The following is a 17,735-nucleotide window of genomic DNA, read 5'->3' on the forward strand; positions in this document are numbered from 1 at the left end:
GAGTTATGGCGAATGACCAGCATACTGAGCAGGAAAGTGAATTGACACTCGAGCAAGTCAAGGAGCAGCTGATTGAGCTTGGCAAGAAACGTTCTTCACTGACCTACAAGAACATTATGGAGAAACTGGCCGGTTTCGACCAGGATGCCGAGCAGATTGACGAGTTTTTCGAGCTGCTGGCCGATAACGGCATTGAAGTTGTAAACGAGAACGAAGATGATATGACGTCGCGGAATTCCGATGACCCGGACCGGGAGCATGACGAGTTCAACTTTGACGATGATCTGACACTTCCGCCAGGCATTAAGATTAATGATCCCGTACGGATGTACTTGAAAGAAATCGGCCGCGTGCCGCTTCTGTCCGCGGATGATGAGATTGAACTTGCCAAGCGTATTGAAAAAGGGGACGAGGAAGCCAAACGCCGTCTAGCGGAAGCGAACTTAAGGCTGGTAGTTTCCATCGCCAAGAGGTATGTAGGCCGCGGAATGCTGTTCCTGGATTTGATTCAGGAAGGGAATATGGGTCTGATCAAGGCGGTAGAGAAGTTCGACTTTACCAAAGGCTTTAAATTTAGTACCTATGCCACCTGGTGGATCCGTCAAGCCATTACCCGCGCTATCGCGGATCAGGCAAGAACCATTCGGATTCCTGTGCATATGGTAGAGACCATCAATAAATTAATACGAGTTTCGAGGCAGCTGCTGCAGGAATTCGGGCGCGAACCGACACCGGAAGAAATTGCTGCGGAAATGGATTTGAGCACGGAAAAGGTCCGGGAGATTATGAAGATCGCTCAAGAGCCTGTTTCTCTGGAAACACCGATCGGGGAAGAGGATGACTCACATTTAGGGGACTTTATCGAGGATCAAGAAGCATTGGCACCGGCCGATGCCGCTGCTTACGAGCTCTTGAAAGAGCAGCTTGAAGATGTGCTTGATACTCTCACCGAGCGTGAGGAAAATGTACTCCGCCTTCGGTTCGGTCTGGATGACGGAAGAACCCGTACGCTCGAAGAAGTAGGAAAAGTGTTTGGCGTTACGCGCGAGCGGATTCGTCAGATTGAAGCCAAAGCGCTTCGTAAACTTAGACATCCTAGCCGTAGCAAGCGGTTGAAAGACTTTTTGGAATAGTTTGGCCCTAAGCGACCTTGCTGTGTACTAGTATACAGTAAGGTCGTTTTGCTTGAATATCTAAGTTGGAGTGAAGAGCAATGGATTTGGAAAAACGAACGGTGATTGTCCGGGAAATTGAACACTGGCGCAGGAGTAAACTGCTTCCTGAGCAATATTGCGACTTCCTGTTGAACCTCTATATGGATGACAGTGTAGGCCCCGGTGCTAAGGTAGCCGGCATCTCTTCGAAAGCAATTCAGTCGAGCCACTGGAAAACATGGCTGTTTTCTTTTGGGATTATTTCCTTAATTTGTTTTGTTGCTCTTCATTTTAACTCTTTTGCATGGCCAATGCAAATTGGCGTGGGAGCGGCAGGAGTACTGCTTTTTTACATAGCGGGCCTCCGGCTTCGGAGCAGCCGGCCCGCCGCGGCCTATCTGTTGATCGGCTTGGCAAGTATACTTCTGCTCGTGTTTGGGCTTCATATTTTAACAGGACAGGGGTATGACCGTCCGGAGTGGATAGCAGGATATGTGGCAATATGCAGCTTACTTTGGCTTTTATTTGGAGTGTTGACTAGATTGGGAATTCTGCATCTGAGCGGATGGATTGGTTTGGTTCTCTGTTACGGCTGGTGGATTCACAGTTTATCGAAACAAGGCCATTGGCTGTTAAATGAATTGTATTGGGTACCGGCCGGATTTATATTGGGCTGGCTTTCCTGGTTCCTTCATTTGAAGAATAAGCCGGTGTCCGCAGTCTTATTCGGCGTTTCCTGCCTATTGTGGATGATGCCGCAGGTGTATGAGCTCGTGTGGAATTCGCCCGCAGGACAAGCGGTGCAGCTTGCCGGTTTCGGTAAACTGGCCGCAGGTGCCGGGGTATTATATACTTATAGAAAAAAGTGGACAGAGTGGGTAGCATAACATGGTGAAATTATCAAAACGATTAATGACAATAGCGGGACAAGTGCCCGCAGGATCCAGAATGGCGGATATCGGGTCGGATCACGCGCTCCTGCCTACGTTTCTTGTGCAGAGCGGAACTTCAGTTTCCGCCGTTGCTGGAGAGGTAAATCAAGGCCCTTTTGAGGCCGCGTTGACGCAAGTGAAAGATGCGGGGTTGACGGACCGGATCAGCGTCAGAAAAGGCGACGGGTTGGCCGTAATCCAACCTGGCGAGGTAGATACGATTACTATCGCAGGCATGGGCGGAAGCCTGATCGTCTCTATTCTATCCGCTGATCCTTCGAAATTGGAAGGAGTCAAGACGTTAGTACTGCAACCTAACGTGGCGGAAGATCAGGTTCGCGAATGGCTGAGAAACGAAGGCTGGTTTTTGAGCGACGAACACATTTTGGAAGAAGACCGGAAGATTTATGAGGTGCTGACTGCTGTAAAGCGGCCCGATGCGAAAGAACTCACTGAAAGTCTGTATGAGCAGAATCGAAACTTGGCCTGCGGCATGCAGCTGACCTTGCAGCAAGTGCTGGATTTCGGACCTTACCTGCTTCGAAAAGCGGAGCCTGTATTTGTAAGCAAATGGGAAGCGGAAGCAGGTAAGCTTCGCCGTATTCTCCGTACGGTGGAACAATCGGACCTGGAAGCATCCAAAGAAAAAGCTGAAGAGCTGCGGAAGCAGATCGACACTATTGGGGAGGTGCTGTCATGTTTGCAAAAGGCCAGACCGTAATTCAGCTCTTTGAGCAATTTTCCCCTAAACACTATGCAATACCTGATGACAGGATTGGCTTGCAGCTGGGGACATTAAATAAGGAAATACGCAGCATTCTGGTGGCACTGGACGTTACGGATAAAGTAGTAGACGAAGCAATCGACTTGGGAGTTGATTTAATCATCGCTCATCATGCGATTATTTTCAGACCGTTGAAACAGCTGCAAACGGACACGCCTGCCGGCAAATTATATGAGAAGCTGATTAAACACGATATTGCTGTCTATATTGCCCATACGAATCTCGATGTGGCTGAAGGCGGGATTAACGATATGATGGCTGCCGCTTTGGAGCTTTCAGGGTTAACCCCTCTAGAAGAGGTCCATACGGAGAAGCTGTATAAGCTAGTTGTGTTTGTGCCGAAGTCACACCACCGGAAGGTGTTGGACGCTTTATTCCAAGCAGGGGCCGGCTATATCGGCAACTACAGCCACTGCTCGTTCAATATCGACGGTACGGGCACATTTAAGCCTGAGGAAGGATCAAAACCTTACCTTGGCGAAGTAGGCACATTGGAAGAGGCTCAGGAAGTCCGGGTAGAAGTTATCGTGCCGGATAACGTCCACAGGAAAGCTGTACAGGCGATGCTGAAAGCACATCCTTACGAGGAGGTTGCATACGACCTGTACAGCGTCGATTTGAAGGGCCGTACCTTCGGATTAGGACGTGCGGGAAAGCTTCCCAAGCCATTGACATTAGGAGAACTCAACGAGAAGGTAAAAGCGGTATTTGACGTGCCTGTTTGCCGTGTAGTAGGGGACCCGAGCAAAACCGTCCGGAAAGTAGCGGTTCTTGGCGGCTCCGGCAGCCGCTATATCCGCCATGCCATATTTGCCGGAGCTGATGTTCTGGTTACCGGAGATATCGACTATCACACGGCGCATGATGCGTTGGCAGCCGGCTTATGCCTTATTGACCCCGGACATAACATCGAGAAAATCATGAAAACCGGTGTGGCTGACATTCTTCGGGCCAAGCTCATTGAGCACAAGTATGCCACGGAAATCACCGCCTCCCAAGTGAATACGGAACCTTTTCAGTTCCTGTAGAATTTGATCCTGTTCCTGAACAATCCAAGGAAAGAGAAGACAAATCTGCTAGCAATTGAAGGTTGTGATTTGACGCTATACCTAGTATACTAGCATTTGTGAGCGAGAAGTTTGACAGACAATCGCCGGCGGCTTGGCCGCGGGAGGAAAGTCCGGGCTCCATAGGGCAGGGTGCTGGATAACGTCCAGTCAACGCGAGTTGAAGGATAGTGCCACAGAAACGGACCGCCGATGGCGCCGCAAGGCGCACAGGTAAGGGTGGAACCGTGGTGTAAGAGACCACGAGGATTTATGGTGACATATCTCCTGGTAAACCCCACTTGGAGCAAGACCTAATGGAACGCAGCAAGCTTGACTTGCAGCCTTAGCCCGAGGCGCGTTCGGGTTGGTCGCTTGAGCCTGGCAGCAATGTCAGGCCTAGATAGATGATTGTCACTTCATGGGTGGGAGGGTTGTTACCGCTTGGACCACCCGAAGTACAGAACCCGGCTTACGGCAAACTTCTCACAACTGCCCATAACCTAAAAAATTATAAAACATGACGAAAGAGCCCGTAAGGGCTCTTTTTGGTTTGTTCCTATTTTCGTGCATTGAGAAATGACTGAATAACGGCATTTAGTTTACGGTCCAGATTTTGAGGTAGCAATTGCAGCGATTCCTGCTTTTGATTCGCTGCTTGTAACGCGTTTGCTACATCAATCTGCCCGTATCCGAAATAGTCGTCTTTTCCCTGCTCCCCAAGGTCGACGGCTGACTGGCGCATAATATCCATCACTTCGGTATTGGAAAGCAGCGGATTTACCGAACGGATCAGTCCGGCTAAAGCGGCCACATGAGGGCTGGCCATCGATGTGCCGGATAAGGCGGCATATTGCCCGCCTGTGTACGTACTAGGTATGTTGACGCCCGGAGCGGCAGCATCCACATATTCACCGTAATTGGAAAAGGATGCCTTTCTCTTGTTGCTGTCCGTAGCCGCCACGGCAAATACCTCGGGATATGCGGCAGGGTAACCGGGACGGATCGTATTATCGTTCCCGGATGCAGCGATCAATACAATATCTTTATCATAGGCATATCTTATTGCATCGTGCAGAAACTCCGCCTCCGCATAATTGCCAAGACTCATGTTAATGACTTTGGCGCCATGGTCTGCCGCCCAGATAATTCCCTCAGCTACCGAATAAGTCGAACCGGCCCCGCTTTGGTCCAGTACTTTCACCGGCAGAATTTTGTTAAACCAGGTCATGCCCGCGACGCCTTCGTTGTTATCCACGGATGCAGCTATAATGCCCGCAACATGGGTACCGTGTCCGACATCGTCCGAAGGGTTCGTGCTTTTGTCATACACGTTGTAGCCTTCCAGCAGCCGTCCCTGAAGGTCTGGATGGGTGAGATCGACTCCCGTATCTACGACACCTACGATGACCTCCTGCTTCCCGCGGGTCACACCCCAGCCTTTCTCGGTGCTGATGATGGGGAGGTTCCATTGATATCTGGAATACAGTGTGTCATTAGGTTTCGCTGCCGGGAGCTCCTCCGTTTCGTTGGTCATATATAGAAAATGAGGTTCCACATAATGTGGATTCCATTTGTCCGTGAAATAACGCATCAATGTTTTTGCTTCCATCGTGCGCGATTCGAATACATACGTATACCCCAGTTTCTTGGCCCGTACGGCTGAAATATCCCTTTTGATTTGGTCCAGCTGTCCGTCCGTCGGATCTCCGCGAAACCTTACTACTACCTGGTTGGTGTGATAATGGCTGGTACCTTCGTTCTGTTCGGGATGATCGACGGTAACATCCGTTAAAGTTCGGGAGTCGGCGGATTCAATTTTGTAACGGCCCTCGCTTGGAAAAGGTTTGAGGCGCAAGTTTTTAACCTGATGAAGCTTGATCTGGTCCAGAATATCCTGGTGCACAATTCCCGTAACGGAGGCAGAACCGTCTTTTGCGGGAACCCCTAGCACAAAATAAGTCTGACCTTTCACTGTAAACGGGGAAGACAGATAACTTTTTCCTAGTGATGCTTGCTGTTTAGCCGATTTTAAATGACGCTGCGCGATTTTATAGGCCTCGGCATCCGTTTTTCCCGAAGTCAAGCGTCTACCATGACCGTTCCACTCCACAAATTCCATGTGACGGTACTTTTTTTGCATGAGTGCCATCTGTTTTTTGACGGCGGCAGTACCGCCATGGTTCGAATGGGACAGGAGATGGGTAAAATGCAGCATGCACTGTGACCGGCACAACTCGTCCGATCTCTGAAGATCCTGATTCATGACGAGGCGGTTTTGAGTCAGTTCCTGCGCAGCCGTCATGTTTCCTTCTGCACCCGGGGTATGCCGGTCCCCTGCTTGCCGTTTATCGCCGTCAGGCAAAGGGAAAACGAAGAAGACAATGGCCGCTAACAGCATTATGGCTAAGAGTGCCCGTTTCATGTGGATTACCTCCTGCTCTTTATTTTTGAACTATACAACCCTTCAAGTTAACGTTAGAATAAGGAGGAGAAAGAGAATTTATACAAGTGTAATTTCAGGAGAATTAAGGTACCGCTTCACAAGTTTTTGTGGTAGGATTTAATTGTTTCATTTACAATTTATTATTACTGTTATGTATTTTGGGAGGGCTTTTTCTTGATGGCTAACAATGATGTAAGAAACCTTTGTGAATCAACCCAAGCAAAGCTGAAAGAAGCTGCAGGCATGCTGGAAACATTCCTTAACAACTACGCATTGCCGCAGCTGGTAACGGAAGAGGCTGACAGTGAAGTGTTCTACAAAGGGTGCCTGTCCGACCTGCGCCAATTGCTTGTATTCTCCGAGGTCAATTATGAGAAGCTGGGCGCACTGTTACGCCGTCCGAATTTCCCTGTGGAGCCTTCCGAGAAAGCATTGTATGAGACGTATCACCAGACTGTAAATGCATACTTCTATCCAAAGAACGAATGCTATTCCGAGGACGGGCGTTATGCCTACACCGGACAAGATGCCATCCGCTTCCGCAAGAAGCCGGCCCGTGAAGTGCGCGATACCGTACTCGCATTGTCCAAAATCTTTGAAGAACTGCGTGAAGATTTGTCTTATTACGAATCCGACTATATAACGCAGCGCCGTATTCAGGGCGAAAGGGTTTAAGAATAAGAACACAAGGGGACGCCGATGGCGTTCCTTTTTTTGCTTGGGGGCTAGCGTCGAGATTGAGTATAGAGTTCGCATCCGAAGGGGAAATTGTAACGGGGGTGATACTCAAATGGACAAACCGATTGTAAAATGCAGCGTGTCAAATTGTTCTTTCTGGGGACAAGGAAACAACTGTAACGCAGATGCCATCATGATTGATGTGGACGCACACGCAACAATGAAGTATAACGAGGAATTCGCCGGGGAAACATTCGATTCCGAACATCAGGACGCTGCTAAAACGTCTTCCGCCACATGCTGTCATACCTTTAAGCCAAGAAGCAAATAAGCTGGAACGTAAAGGAGGTTTGCCGCAGATGGAAAACTCTTCAAATTACAGTAAGGGCGAAGGCCCTACAGCTTTAAACAAAAGTTCAGTAAGAATCGGGGAGGAGGAACTGCACACCACAGATCTTCCAATGAACCGGATGTATAACGAATTTGCTGTGGAACCGGTTCAAAATAAGTCGATCGCCGATTCCCGCGAGACACAAATGTATACCGCCGAGCGAGTACCCGTGGAACAGTCGGGTTCCTCACCTTCACCGTCACCTTCGGCCAAAAACACGACACAGGAATTTGGCAAAGACTTGACGCCAACCAGTACGACAGTCAAAACAGAAACCCAAACGGCAAACGTTGAACGTGCAAAAATGCCTTCTCCAACAGCTTCGGGATCATCCTCCAGCTTTAAAGAGGAGTTTGGCTCCGAGTCTGCTTCGCCATCAGGGGCCGCAACTATGAAGAAGACTACAACAACAACAGCTAAAGCTGAAGGAAAGCGGCTTGCCGCGCTTCCTGCACCATCCGCATACTCGGATTACAATGAAGAATATGCTGCGGAGATGACGGCACCGGCTGCTGTAACCAGCAGGACTGAGAAAACCACAACTACGCAAAAGAGTACGGTGCAAAAAAGCGGTACCGGTTCCGCTTCCGGCTCCCAAGCATCGACACAGTCAATGGGCAAAACGCTTGGCGTATGGGCATTAATTGCATCTATTGTATCGTTGTTCCTGCTGCCAGGCCTCCTTGCTCCGGCCGGCGCCATCTTAGGTTTTGTATCCTACTCCAGAGGAGCAAGAACTACCGGGGGCTGGGCTATTGTCATCGGTTTGATCTCTTTGATTTCATTCTTTTTCGTGAGAAGGTATTATTAACCGGAAACGGATGTAAGGTCGGATAACAGGCTCCTGCGGGAGCCTGTTTTTTGGCATTCTCAGGTACGGTATGCAAAGAGAAAGAAAATACTGGTCACTTTGGAAGCGCTGATGTAAGATAGAATCAGATTATGCACATTTTTGACAATAGGAGTTTTTACATCATGTCGATAGATGCTAAGATGATCAGCGAGATGCTGAAACTGCAGTTGAGAAGCATGGATTATACGAACGGAACTGTTGCAAGTCCAACGAATGCTGCGGAAACTTCTGAATTTACCGCTTTGTTACAACAACTGATGAGTCCCGAAGGTAAGCTTCCTTCCGAAGGCACCCTGGACAGCCTGAAAGCTTATTTTGCTCCTGTCCCAAACCCTTTGTTGTTTGTGGGCGAGACAGAGGTTTCCAGTGCGGAGCACCTTGTTTCGAACATGCAAAGCGGAGAACTCAGAACCAGCCCATTGGAAGCTGGAGCGAAGGAAACAGCTTATAATACGCTGATTCAAGGAGCCGCCAGCCGTTACGGTGTCAGCGAGAGCCTCGTTAAAGCCGTCATCCGGTCGGAATCTTCCTTTGACCCGGATGTTGTCTCCAGTGCGGGCGCGAAAGGGCTGATGCAGCTGATGGACGGTACGGCTGAATCGCTCGGTGTCACGAATTCCTTCGACCCTGCGCAGAATATAGACGGCGGCACAAAGTACCTGGCCGATCTGCTTCGCAAATACGACGGCAATACAGCGGTAGCTGTTGCTGCTTATAATTGCGGTCCGGGCAGAATTGACCGCTTAGGCATTCATAATGATGCGGATCTGTTTGCTTCTTTCGATAAGCTGCCGGGCGAGACGCAGAAGTATGTAACTAAGGTGTTACGGGCCAAACAGGAATATATGATATAATTTATGAGTGAATAGGGAACGATGATCAAAACGCGGCCGCGCGGGTTGGTCTTTTTCTTTTTCAGGAAGCCTGAGTACCTATGCAGATAAATAGATCGGAGGGGGAGTCCTATGTTATATTTCGATCACAGTGCGACTACTCCGCCATATGATGAAGTGGTCGATACTCTTGCTGAAGTAATGAGGCTGCATTATGGCAATCCTTCATCCCTTCATCGGATGGGGGTTGAGACCGAGAGGCTGATGACGCGCGCCAGAGAGGTGGCTGCGGAAGCGCTTGGCGTGAAACCGTCCGAGCTGATCTTTACGTCAGGCGGGACGGAAAGCAACAACCTGGCCCTTAAAGGGGCGGCATATCAGTACCGGGACCGGGGCCGGCATATTATTACTTCGGCGATCGAGCATGCGTCGGTCGCCGAGCCTCTGCGCCAGCTGGAGGCGGAAGGGTTCCGGGTCACCCGGCTTCCCGTAGACGAGACGGGGGCTGTTTCCGCCGCCGATGTAGAAGCGGCGTTGACGGACGAGACGATTCTCGTCAGCATCATGCACGTGAACAACGAGACAGGCCGGATTCAGCCTGTCGAGGAGATTGCGCGCGTGCTGGCAGGGCGGCCGCGCGTGCTGTTCCACACCGATGCGGTGCAGAGCATCGGGAAAACAGCGGTCCGGCCCGCCGCCTGGCGCCTCGATTTGATGAGCGTATCCGCTCATAAAATCCGCGGGCCCAAGGGGGTCGGACTGCTGTACCGCCGCGCCGGCGTGCAGCTGCATCCGCTGCTCGCCGGCGGCGGCCAGGAGTTCGGCGCGCGCAGCGGTACGCCGAACGTGCCGGCCATCGTCGCTGCGGCCAAAGCGTGCCGCATGACGATGGAGCGCATGCCGCACCATGCGCCGCACTTGTACAAGCTGCGGCGCATGGTGACGGAACAGATCCGGGAGATCCCCGGTTTATATGTTACCGGGTCACCTGAAGAAGCCGGCATGGCTCCGCATATTATCCATTTCACGTTTCCCGGCATGAAATCGGAGGTGCTGGTCCACATGCTGGAGAAACATAAAGTGTATGTATCGAGCCAATCGGCCTGCGCATCCAAAACCGAAAAGCCCAGCGATACGCTGCTCGCCATGGGGTTTGATAGGGAGCGTGCAAGCTCTGGAATCCGGATTTCGATGTCCGGGGAGCATACCGAAGCGGACGTGCAGTTTCTTTGCAAAGCTCTTCGTATGTCTGTAGATAAATTACAACCACTTGTGAGGAACTTAAGATGAAACCCGAACTGATACTTCTCCGCTTTGGGGAATTTACTTTAAAAGGAAAAAACCGGCTGCGTTTCGAACAAGCCGTCATCCATTATACGCTGGACGTTCTGCGGGATTACCCGGGACTCCGTTACCGAAAGGCATACGGCCGATTGTATCTGGAGTTAAACGGAGCGCCTTATGAGAACGTAGCAGAGCGCCTCAAATCTGTATTCGGTATCCAGACCTTCAGTCCTGTCCTGTTCTGCGGACATGATCTCGAAGTAATACGGGCTGCTGCCTTAAGTGTAATGGATGGGCTGTCGCGTAAACCGAAGACCTTTAAGGTTACGGTAAAAAGGACATGGAAAGAGTATCCGTATGATTCCCAGGAATTGAACGGGCTGATCGGAGGACCCGTACTGCGTCATGTAGAAGGGTTGACTGTAGATGTACATAAACCCGAGGTAGAGCTTCGCGTAGAAATACGGGAGGACGGGGCATATCTTTTCTCCGATGTGATCAAGGGTGCAGGAGGTTATCCGGTCGGCAGCAACGGCAAAGCGATGCTGATGCTGTCCGGGGGGATTGACAGTCCTGTGGCCGGGTGGCTTGCCATGCGCAAAGGACTGGACATCGAGGCAGTCCACTTTCACTCTTACCCGTTCACTAGTGAGCGGGCACAGCAGAAAGTCAAAGATCTTGCGCTTCAATTAGCCAAGTATACCCGCAAGGTGAAGGTTCACATGGTCCCCTTCACGGAGATCCAAACCCGTTTAAATCAGTTAGGACAGCCTAATTTACTGATTACTTTGATGCGGAGAGCCATGTTCCGGATTACAGAACAGTTAGCTGCGAAACATGAAGCGGGAGCTGTTGTGACCGGTGAAAGCTTGGGGCAGGTAGCGAGCCAGACGCTGCCTAGCTTGAATACGATTGGAAAAGTAGCGGAGCTTCCCATATTACGGCCGCTTATTACGATGGACAAGGATGATATCATTCGGATTGCGCACCGGATCGGCACATACGAAACTTCCATATTGCCGTATGAAGACTGCTGTACCTTATTCGCTGCGAAATCGCCCAGCACCAATCCTAACTTGAGGGTTATAGAACGAATTGAGCGCAGTGCTTCCAGTTGGCTGGAGGAGGAGATCCGGCTGGCCGTTGAGGGTACGGAAACGTTCTGGTTTTCCCAATTGTTCGACACTTCTGTCATGGATCAGCATGCTGGCGGGGCGTTACCAACGTCCCCGGAACATCAGGAAACAACAACAGCGGAACCTCAGTCCATTGATCGTTTTTTCTAAAATAAAAATACCCTGCAGTCCCAGTGAAGAGTTGGCGGCTGCAGGGTATTTTTATTTAATGCTGGGTAACGTTCGATTGTTGCTTGCGCTTCATGGTCAGTCTTCCGGCAATCAGGACACCTACCACGACTAAAGCGATGAATCCCCAATAAACCGCCGGATTTTCAAATAAATGCTTTACCTTAGGCTCGTGTGTGATCATCTTTGCCGCGGTATAAGCTAAAATTCCGGATCCCAGGTAGACAATCCATGGAAAGCGGTTGATCAGGCCGATAAAGAGCGTGCTGCCCCAAACGACGATAGGAATAGAAATGATCAATCCGATCACTACAAGGAGCATATCTCCATGGGCAGCGCCCGCTACAGCAATCACATTATCCAATCCCATAGCCGCATCCGCAATGATGATCGTACGCACCGCGGCCCAGATGCTTGTACCAGCGCTAAGCTCATGAGGTTTTTCTTCTTCGACCAGCAGCTTATAAGCAATCCATACAAGCAATACTCCCCCGATTACCAGCAGCCACGGAATATCCAGCAGCCAGACCACAACCAGCGTTGCGAGTATCCGGATCCCGATGGCTCCCGCCGTCCCGTAGAAAATGACTTTCTTCTGATTTTCCTTTGGAAGATTTCTTGCTGCCATCCCTATAACGATAGCGTTGTCGCCAGCGAGTATGAGATCGATAAAGATGATGGTTAACAGCGCTGAAAAAAATTCAACTGAAAAAAAGTCCAATAGTCCCACTCCTTCTTTGAAGATATGATGCCTAGAAATGCGAGAGTGCATTCAAAACAACGTAACCTCATATACGTAATGCCTGCGCGAGAGTTTCAAAAAAATACATTTTATTTTTCTAGTACTTAATAAACGCAATTTCTCATAGATTGTACAACTGGGGGGTTGTACAAGTGGATGAATTTATTCTGTTTCTGCAGATCATGCTGATCAATATCGTACTCAGCGGAGATAACGCCGTCGTCATCGCTATGGCCAGTCGGAATCTCCCTTCAAAGCAGCAAAAACAAGCTGTCTGGTGGGGGTCAGCCGGCGCGGTCATACTTCGTCTTGTGCTTACAGTTGCGGCTGTAATGCTGCTGAATGTGCCCTTTATTCAAGCTGCCGGTTCTCTGCTTTTGTTTTATATAGCAATCAAGCTGTTGGCCGATGAGAACAGCCATGATCAGATAAAAGGCGCCAGTACTTTATATAGTGCGGTTTGGACGATCATTGTAGCCGATTTTGTAATGAGTCTGGACAATGTCCTGGCTATTGCGGCTGTTGCGGAAGGCGATTATGCCATGATTGTTCTGGGGATCGGACTCAGTATCCCTTTGATTGTCTGGGGAAGCAGTGTCATTATGAAGCTGCTGCATATGTTTCCGGTGTTGACTTATCTGGGAGCGGGAATTCTGGGTTTTACGGCCGGGGAAATGCTGGTGGGAGACCCGAAAATCGACGAAATGATTCTCCATGGAAATCCTTATATGCATATAGGCATACCAGTTGGACTGACTCTAATTGTTATTAGTCTTGGACTGCTGCAAAAATCAAAATGGATCCGGATTACATAAAAGATATGTCTTCAGATCATTCGGTAAGAGGAGGCTGAACCTCATGAGCAAAAAACCTGTGCCTGCAGGCTTAGGGTTGGCGCTGATGCTGGCCGGCTTTGCCTTGCTGGCCGGTAAGACGGATATTCCGCAGGTTTGGAGCGCTTCGCTCTGGCCTGTTTTTTTATTTCTGCCTGCTGCCGGACTGCATGGTTTGTTTTTCGCAGGAAAAGCACCGGTCTACGTACTGATTCCGGGCGGCATGCTTGCATCCAGTTCCCTATTTACTCTGCTGTACTCCCGTATCGGCCCGCAGGTGCTTATTTACGGATGGCCTCTTCTTATAAGCGGAATTTCTTTGGGCATGCTGGAGGTATATCTGTTCAGCCGGCCTCGAAGAAGAAAATGGCTCGCTGCTGCGGCCGCAACGGGGGCTGTAACCCTGCTGTTAACCGCTGTAAATTTGATGCTGCATGCCGGGTTTTTATTTTTCTCATTGGTGCTGATTGTAAGCGGGGCAGCCATCCTGGTACGTAGATGGAAAGGCTGGTAGCTTAAAACATTGCATTTTACCTGTTTTATCAAGTATACTATTATGTATGATGGCGTCGGTCTGTAGTCCGGCGCTTCTTTTTTGGAACCCAAGAGAAGAAGGGATAGGGATTATGCATTCAAGAGAGAATATCCGCAATATTGCTATTATCGCCCACGTTGACCATGGAAAAACAACCTTGGTTGACAAGCTGCTTCAACAGTCCGGCACATTTAGAGATAATGAGGTCGTACACGAGAGAGCCATGGATTCCAACGATCTGGAGAGAGAACGCGGGATTACCATTTTGGCTAAAAATACGGCCATTACCTATAAAGAATTTCTCATTAATATCGTAGATACCCCGGGTCACGCCGATTTCGGCGGCGAGGTAGAGCGGATCATGAAGATGGTTGACGGCGTATTGCTCGTTGTCGATGCATTCGAAGGCTGCATGCCGCAAACCAAGTTCGTTCTTCGCAAAGCCTTGGAACAGAAGCTGACTCCTATCGTTGTATTGAACAAGATCGACCGTCCGAACGCCCGCCCTGCTGAAGTGGTGGACGAGGTTCTGGATCTGTTCATCGAACTTGGCGCCAATGACGAGCAGCTGGACTTCCCGGTTGTTTATGCATCCGCGCTGAACGGTACATCCTCCGAGAATCCGGAGCAGCAGGATGAGAATATGCAAGCCATGTACGAAATGATCGTAAAGAACATCCCGGCTCCAACAGAGAGCACGGAAGAGCCGCTGCAATTCCTAGTTACTTTGATGGATTATAATGAATATTTGGGACGTATCGCTGTCGGCCGCGTGAACCGCGGGATTATCCGCCAAGGTCAGGCGGTTGCTGTTATTGACCGTGACGGCAAGACGAAACAAGCCCGGATCGAGAAACTATTCGGTTTCCAGGGATTGAAACGGGTTGAGGTTGAGCAAGCCGGAGCGGGTGACATTATCGCCCTTGCAGGGATTAAAGATATCAATATCGGAGAAACGATTGCCGACCCGAACAACCCAGAAGCGCTGCCTGTTCTTACTATTGACGAGCCGACTCTACAAATGACGTTCCTTGTGAACAACTCTCCGTTTGCTGGGAAAGAAGGTAAGTGGGTCACTTCCCGTAAGCTGCGTGAGCGTCTTTACAAAGAAATTGAGACGGACGTCGCCCTGCGCGTTGAGGATACGGACAGCCCCGACATGTTTATCGTATCGGGACGCGGAGAACTTCATCTGGGTATCCTGATTGAGAATATGCGCCGCGAGGGCTTCGAGCTTCAAGTATCCAAGCCGGAAGTCATCGTCAGAACGATCGACGGCGTGAAATCCGAACCGATTGAACGCCTGATTATTGACGTACCGGAAGACTCCATGGGCGCTGTTATGGAGAGCTTGGGTTCCCGTAAAGCGGAAATGGTCAACATGATCAACAACGGTACCGGTACAGTACGTTTGGAGTTCCTGATTCCTGCACGTGGACTAATCGGTTACCGTACGAACTTCCTGACGCTGACACGCGGCTATGGTGTAATGAACCATGCGTTTGACAGCTACGGTCCTTATCACGGCGCGAACGTCGGGGGACGTCACCAAGGCGTTCTGGTTTCCAGCGAAAACGGCGTGTCGACATTGTACGGCATCTTGTCCATAGAGGACCGCGGTATTTTGTTCCTGCAGCCAGGTGCTGAAGTATACGAGGGCATGATTGTCGGCGAGCATACACGCGATAACGACATTATCGTTAACATCTGTAAGGAGAAGCAGCTGACTAACGTCCGCTCCTCCGGTAAAGATGATACCGTGAAGATGAAGACTCCGCGCCTGTACTCACTGGAACAAGCTCTTGAGTACCTGAACGACGACGAGTACTGCGAAATCACGCCGAAGTCCATCCGTCTTCGGAAGAAGATTCTGAACAAGAATGAGCGTGAACGCGCAGAGAAGAACCGCAAGAACGCGGAAGCCAGCGTATAAGGCGCCTAACACCGCGTAATCAGGAGGAGCTGCAATGAACGAGTGGCTGCTGGACCATCCTTGGATTGCTTTTGCCATGATTTATGCAGGGCTGGTCTTTATTTACAACAAAGTATTTCGCGTTAGGAAACTCCCGCTTCTGAAAGATTTGATCGTCTATCTGCTGGTTGCCCTCGGGGCGGGCATGCTCCTGATTTTTCAACTGGATGCAGGCTTGCCTATCATTCCCTGTCTCGCCGTTGCTATCGGATTAATGTTTATAGTAAGGATCCGGTATTTCATGGAGGCCAGGCAGAAGGCAAGACAACAGAAGAAACAGGGTTAGGAATAACGAAAGTAGAGAGGCCCGCGGGATTCCTGAATCCGGGGCCTCTCTTCCTATATGCTTCCATACAGGGGAGAGTCGGTAATCATGAATCTGCAGGATACGTTGTTTAACTGGCTTCAAATCAAGCTGGTGTGCAACGCCAGGCCAGAGGATCGGGCTGCGGCGGAGACAAGGGATTTTTTCGAGCTGATGCTTCGGGAAGACCACCATGTGGGTAAATATGAGATTGAGCGGATGGACGACACTATGGTATATGTAGTTTATGAAACGGGAGATAGCCGCAAAAAGAAGCTGATAGACCGGGAAGAGGCGTTCCGCCTGCTTCATGATATTACTGAAAATCCTAAATACAACGAATAGTAAGGGTGGTTGCAATGACATCATCACCAAACTCAGGCATGCCGTCGAGGTCTTCCAAGAAGCCTCCGAAAAAGCGCAGGGGCCTGAAAGTCTTTTTATGGTTTTTGACACTGATTCTTTTAATCGGCGGAGGTATTATTGGGTATTTATATGTGCAGTTTAACGGATTGATTGGAGATGTGGCTGCGGACAGCCCGAATGCCGCGCCGGTGCCGAAAGGGGAACTTGCCAGCGAGAAGCCCAAAACCTTGCTTCTGCTCGGTTTGGACAGCCGGAAACAAACGCATACGATGTTGACGGACGTCATTATGGTCGTAACGTTAAATCCGAAAACCAAGCATGCGACGATTGTTTCTATTCCAAGGGATACCCGTATGGAAGTACCCGGATTTAACCGTGTTTCCAAAGCAAACAGCTATTATGCCGCATTTCATAACAAAAATGATTACAACGACCCGGTTGATACGAATATGAAGAGCTTTTTCGGTAAATACCTGGACGTGCCGATCGATTATGTTTCTACTATTAACTTCCAAGGTTTCCGCGAAGTGGTAGACGCAGTAGGCGGCGTGGAAGTGGACATTGATATGGATATGAGGTACACAGACTCTGCAGACGGCACTGATATTGATTTAAAGAAAGGCGATAATCAGCTGCTGAACGGAGACAATGCGCTTGATTTTGTCCGTTACCGCAAATCCAACCACGGAACCGGCGCTTCCAGCGACCTGGAGCGAAACGCAAGGCAGCAGCAAGTCATTCATCAATTGGTAGATAAATTAAAGTCATTCCAAGGCATCACGAAAATTAACGGCATATTTAAAGCGCTGGGTGACAATGTAAGCACGGATATACAAGAAGAGCAATTAAAAAGTTTTATTACCACGTATATAGGCATCAGCAATGATAATATCGAATATATTCCTTTAGACGGGACTTGGAAAAGCCCGTATATCCACATTGACGAACAGCAGCTGGAAGCAGCTAAAAGCAAACTGAAAGCAACGCTGGAGGGATCCCAGTAAAGTAAGTTGGGGTTGCATTGGAAGAGTTTCCTGCATATGCTATACTAAGCTTGTAATCAGATTGCTTCTTAGGAGGGCTGATTTGATGGCAGAAATTGCAGCAGTAGCTAAAATCACAGCTTGCTTTAAGATGCATTTGAGCGGTTCCTTCGCGGCCATCTTCACCTCTTATAATATGACGGCGCTTGAGCCTGACTATCAGGTTTCTGCACCTGTGCCAAAAAGCCTAGTTCCTTAGCGGAACTTAGGCTTTTTTCGTCTACTTATAGGATGG

At 49.7% G+C, this 17,735-nt stretch carries 19 protein-coding genes and 1 other RNA gene; 18 read left to right on the plus strand and 2 right to left on the minus strand.

Going from position 1 to position 17,735, the window contains the following annotated elements:
* Nucleotides 1-5 precede the first annotated feature (5 nt).
* From rpoD to rnpB, 5 genes are all read left to right on the plus strand, one after another.
* Nucleotides 6-1,133 (plus strand): RNA polymerase sigma factor RpoD, encoded by a 1,128-nt coding sequence (gene rpoD, locus ACFSUF_RS10035; protein ID WP_377602545.1) that lies wholly within the window; start codon nucleotides 6-8, stop codon nucleotides 1,131-1,133.
* 80 nt (nucleotides 1,134-1,213) lie between these two features.
* Nucleotides 1,214-2,041, plus strand: coding sequence for a hypothetical protein (locus tag ACFSUF_RS10040; protein ID WP_377602547.1), 828 nt, complete (start codon nucleotides 1,214-1,216; stop codon nucleotides 2,039-2,041).
* Between the two features lies 1 nt (nucleotide 2,042).
* Entirely contained in the window at nucleotides 2,043-2,807 is a 765-nt protein-coding gene (locus ACFSUF_RS10045; RefSeq protein WP_377602549.1) for a tRNA (adenine(22)-N(1))-methyltransferase, read from the plus strand.
* Complete coding sequence (locus ACFSUF_RS10050) at nucleotides 2,783-3,898, plus strand: Nif3-like dinuclear metal center hexameric protein (protein WP_377602550.1); 1,116 nt, start codon at nucleotides 2,783-2,785, stop codon at nucleotides 3,896-3,898. The genes ACFSUF_RS10045 and ACFSUF_RS10050 overlap by 25 nt, the downstream gene beginning before the upstream one ends.
* A 106-nt stretch (nucleotides 3,899-4,004) precedes the next feature.
* Nucleotides 4,005-4,406: RNase P RNA component class A (rnpB, locus tag ACFSUF_RS10055), an RNA gene on the plus strand.
* A 69-nt stretch (nucleotides 4,407-4,475) separates the two neighbouring features.
* On the opposite strand, the gene ACFSUF_RS10060 is transcribed toward rnpB, so the two are convergent.
* Entirely contained in the window at nucleotides 4,476-6,341 is a 1,866-nt protein-coding gene (locus tag ACFSUF_RS10060) for a S8 family peptidase (RefSeq protein WP_377602552.1), read from the minus strand.
* A 198-nt stretch (nucleotides 6,342-6,539) separates the two neighbouring features.
* Between ACFSUF_RS10060 and ACFSUF_RS10065 the strand changes: the two genes are divergently transcribed.
* From ACFSUF_RS10065 to thiI, 6 genes are all read left to right on the plus strand, one after another.
* The gene (locus ACFSUF_RS10065; RefSeq protein ID WP_377603145.1) at nucleotides 6,540-7,037 is read left to right on the plus strand and encodes a DUF3907 family protein; all 498 of its coding nucleotides are present in this window, start codon (nucleotides 6,540-6,542) and stop codon (nucleotides 7,035-7,037) included.
* A 115-nt stretch (nucleotides 7,038-7,152) separates the two neighbouring features.
* Entirely contained in the window at nucleotides 7,153-7,371 is a 219-nt protein-coding gene (locus tag ACFSUF_RS10070) for a DUF1540 domain-containing protein (RefSeq protein ID WP_377602554.1), read from the plus strand.
* A 28-nt stretch (nucleotides 7,372-7,399) separates the two neighbouring features.
* The gene (locus ACFSUF_RS10075; protein WP_377602555.1) at nucleotides 7,400-8,242 is read left to right on the plus strand and encodes a hypothetical protein; all 843 of its coding nucleotides are present in this window, start codon (nucleotides 7,400-7,402) and stop codon (nucleotides 8,240-8,242) included.
* 164 nt (nucleotides 8,243-8,406) lie between these two features.
* Nucleotides 8,407-9,138, plus strand: a complete 732-nt coding sequence (locus ACFSUF_RS10080) for a lytic transglycosylase domain-containing protein (protein WP_377602556.1) — start codon at nucleotides 8,407-8,409, stop codon at nucleotides 9,136-9,138.
* Nucleotides 9,139-9,249: 111 nt separating this feature from the next.
* A complete protein-coding gene (locus ACFSUF_RS10085) occupies nucleotides 9,250-10,407 on the plus strand; it encodes a cysteine desulfurase family protein (protein ID WP_377602557.1) in 1,158 nt (385 codons plus the stop codon).
* The gene (gene thiI / locus ACFSUF_RS10090; RefSeq protein ID WP_377602558.1) at nucleotides 10,404-11,687 is read left to right on the plus strand and encodes a tRNA uracil 4-sulfurtransferase ThiI; all 1,284 of its coding nucleotides are present in this window, start codon (nucleotides 10,404-10,406) and stop codon (nucleotides 11,685-11,687) included. Before ACFSUF_RS10085 ends, thiI begins: the two co-directional genes overlap by 4 nt.
* A 55-nt stretch (nucleotides 11,688-11,742) precedes the next feature.
* Here thiI and ACFSUF_RS10095 read toward each other — a convergent pair whose 3' ends face one another.
* The gene (locus ACFSUF_RS10095) at nucleotides 11,743-12,426 is read right to left on the minus strand and encodes a TerC family protein (protein ID WP_377602559.1); all 684 of its coding nucleotides are present in this window, start codon (nucleotides 12,424-12,426) and stop codon (nucleotides 11,743-11,745) included.
* A gap of 203 nt (nucleotides 12,427-12,629) precedes the next feature.
* Between ACFSUF_RS10095 and ACFSUF_RS10100 the strand changes: the two genes are divergently transcribed.
* The 7 genes from ACFSUF_RS10100 to ACFSUF_RS10130 all read left to right on the plus strand — a co-directional run bounded on the left by ACFSUF_RS10100 (nucleotide 12,630) and on the right by ACFSUF_RS10130 (nucleotide 17,699).
* On the plus strand, nucleotides 12,630-13,262 hold the full coding sequence (locus ACFSUF_RS10100; protein ID WP_377603146.1) for a TerC family protein: 633 nt from the start codon (nucleotides 12,630-12,632) through the stop codon (nucleotides 13,260-13,262).
* Between the two features lie 43 nt (nucleotides 13,263-13,305).
* Nucleotides 13,306-13,794 (plus strand): hypothetical protein, encoded by a 489-nt coding sequence (locus ACFSUF_RS10105; protein ID WP_377602560.1) that lies wholly within the window; start codon nucleotides 13,306-13,308, stop codon nucleotides 13,792-13,794.
* 112 nt (nucleotides 13,795-13,906) lie between these two features.
* Complete coding sequence (gene typA / locus ACFSUF_RS10110) at nucleotides 13,907-15,748, plus strand: translational GTPase TypA (RefSeq protein WP_377602562.1); 1,842 nt, start codon at nucleotides 13,907-13,909, stop codon at nucleotides 15,746-15,748.
* A 34-nt stretch (nucleotides 15,749-15,782) separates the two neighbouring features.
* Complete coding sequence (locus ACFSUF_RS10115; protein WP_377602564.1) at nucleotides 15,783-16,073, plus strand: YlaH-like family protein; 291 nt, start codon at nucleotides 15,783-15,785, stop codon at nucleotides 16,071-16,073.
* 87 nt (nucleotides 16,074-16,160) lie between these two features.
* Nucleotides 16,161-16,436, plus strand: coding sequence for a hypothetical protein (locus tag ACFSUF_RS10120; protein WP_377602566.1), 276 nt, complete (start codon nucleotides 16,161-16,163; stop codon nucleotides 16,434-16,436).
* A 14-nt stretch (nucleotides 16,437-16,450) separates the two neighbouring features.
* Nucleotides 16,451-17,461, plus strand: coding sequence for an LCP family protein (locus ACFSUF_RS10125; protein WP_377602567.1), 1,011 nt, complete (start codon nucleotides 16,451-16,453; stop codon nucleotides 17,459-17,461).
* 85 nt (nucleotides 17,462-17,546) lie between these two features.
* Nucleotides 17,547-17,699 (plus strand): hypothetical protein, encoded by a 153-nt coding sequence (locus ACFSUF_RS10130; RefSeq protein WP_377602569.1) that lies wholly within the window; start codon nucleotides 17,547-17,549, stop codon nucleotides 17,697-17,699.
* Nucleotides 17,700-17,735 lie beyond the last annotated feature (36 nt).

It is taken from the genome of Paenibacillus gansuensis (assembly GCF_042684925.1).
Classification (GTDB): domain Bacteria; phylum Bacillota; class Bacilli; order Paenibacillales; family DY6; genus Paenibacillus_N; species Paenibacillus_N gansuensis.

Coding starts and splice junctions, on each gene's coding strand:
- typA (WP_377602562.1), top strand. CDS start 13,907: ATGCATTCAAGAGAGAATATCCGCAATATTGCTATTATCGCCCACGTT.
- ACFSUF_RS10075 (WP_377602555.1), top strand. CDS start 7,400: ATGGAAAACTCTTCAAATTACAGTAAGGGCGAAGGCCCTACAGCTTTA.
- ACFSUF_RS10045 (WP_377602549.1), top strand. CDS start 2,043: ATGGTGAAATTATCAAAACGATTAATGACAATAGCGGGACAAGTGCCC.
- ACFSUF_RS10130 (WP_377602569.1), top strand. CDS start 17,547: ATGGCAGAAATTGCAGCAGTAGCTAAAATCACAGCTTGCTTTAAGATG.
- ACFSUF_RS10085 (WP_377602557.1), top strand. CDS start 9,250: ATGTTATATTTCGATCACAGTGCGACTACTCCGCCATATGATGAAGTG.
- ACFSUF_RS10065 (WP_377603145.1), top strand. CDS start 6,540: ATGGCTAACAATGATGTAAGAAACCTTTGTGAATCAACCCAAGCAAAG.
- ACFSUF_RS10100 (WP_377603146.1), top strand. CDS start 12,630: ATGCTGATCAATATCGTACTCAGCGGAGATAACGCCGTCGTCATCGCT.
- ACFSUF_RS10080 (WP_377602556.1), top strand. CDS start 8,407: ATGTCGATAGATGCTAAGATGATCAGCGAGATGCTGAAACTGCAGTTG.
- ACFSUF_RS10050 (WP_377602550.1), top strand. CDS start 2,783: ATGTTTGCAAAAGGCCAGACCGTAATTCAGCTCTTTGAGCAATTTTCC.
- ACFSUF_RS10070 (WP_377602554.1), top strand. CDS start 7,153: ATGGACAAACCGATTGTAAAATGCAGCGTGTCAAATTGTTCTTTCTGG.
- ACFSUF_RS10040 (WP_377602547.1), top strand. CDS start 1,214: ATGGATTTGGAAAAACGAACGGTGATTGTCCGGGAAATTGAACACTGG.
- ACFSUF_RS10120 (WP_377602566.1), top strand. CDS start 16,161: ATGAATCTGCAGGATACGTTGTTTAACTGGCTTCAAATCAAGCTGGTG.
- ACFSUF_RS10060 (WP_377602552.1), bottom strand. CDS start 6,341: ATGAAACGGGCACTCTTAGCCATAATGCTGTTAGCGGCCATTGTCTTC.
- rpoD (WP_377602545.1), top strand. CDS start 6: ATGGCGAATGACCAGCATACTGAGCAGGAAAGTGAATTGACACTCGAG.
- ACFSUF_RS10105 (WP_377602560.1), top strand. CDS start 13,306: ATGAGCAAAAAACCTGTGCCTGCAGGCTTAGGGTTGGCGCTGATGCTG.
- ACFSUF_RS10125 (WP_377602567.1), top strand. CDS start 16,451: ATGACATCATCACCAAACTCAGGCATGCCGTCGAGGTCTTCCAAGAAG.
- ACFSUF_RS10115 (WP_377602564.1), top strand. CDS start 15,783: ATGAACGAGTGGCTGCTGGACCATCCTTGGATTGCTTTTGCCATGATT.
- thiI (WP_377602558.1), top strand. CDS start 10,404: ATGAAACCCGAACTGATACTTCTCCGCTTTGGGGAATTTACTTTAAAA.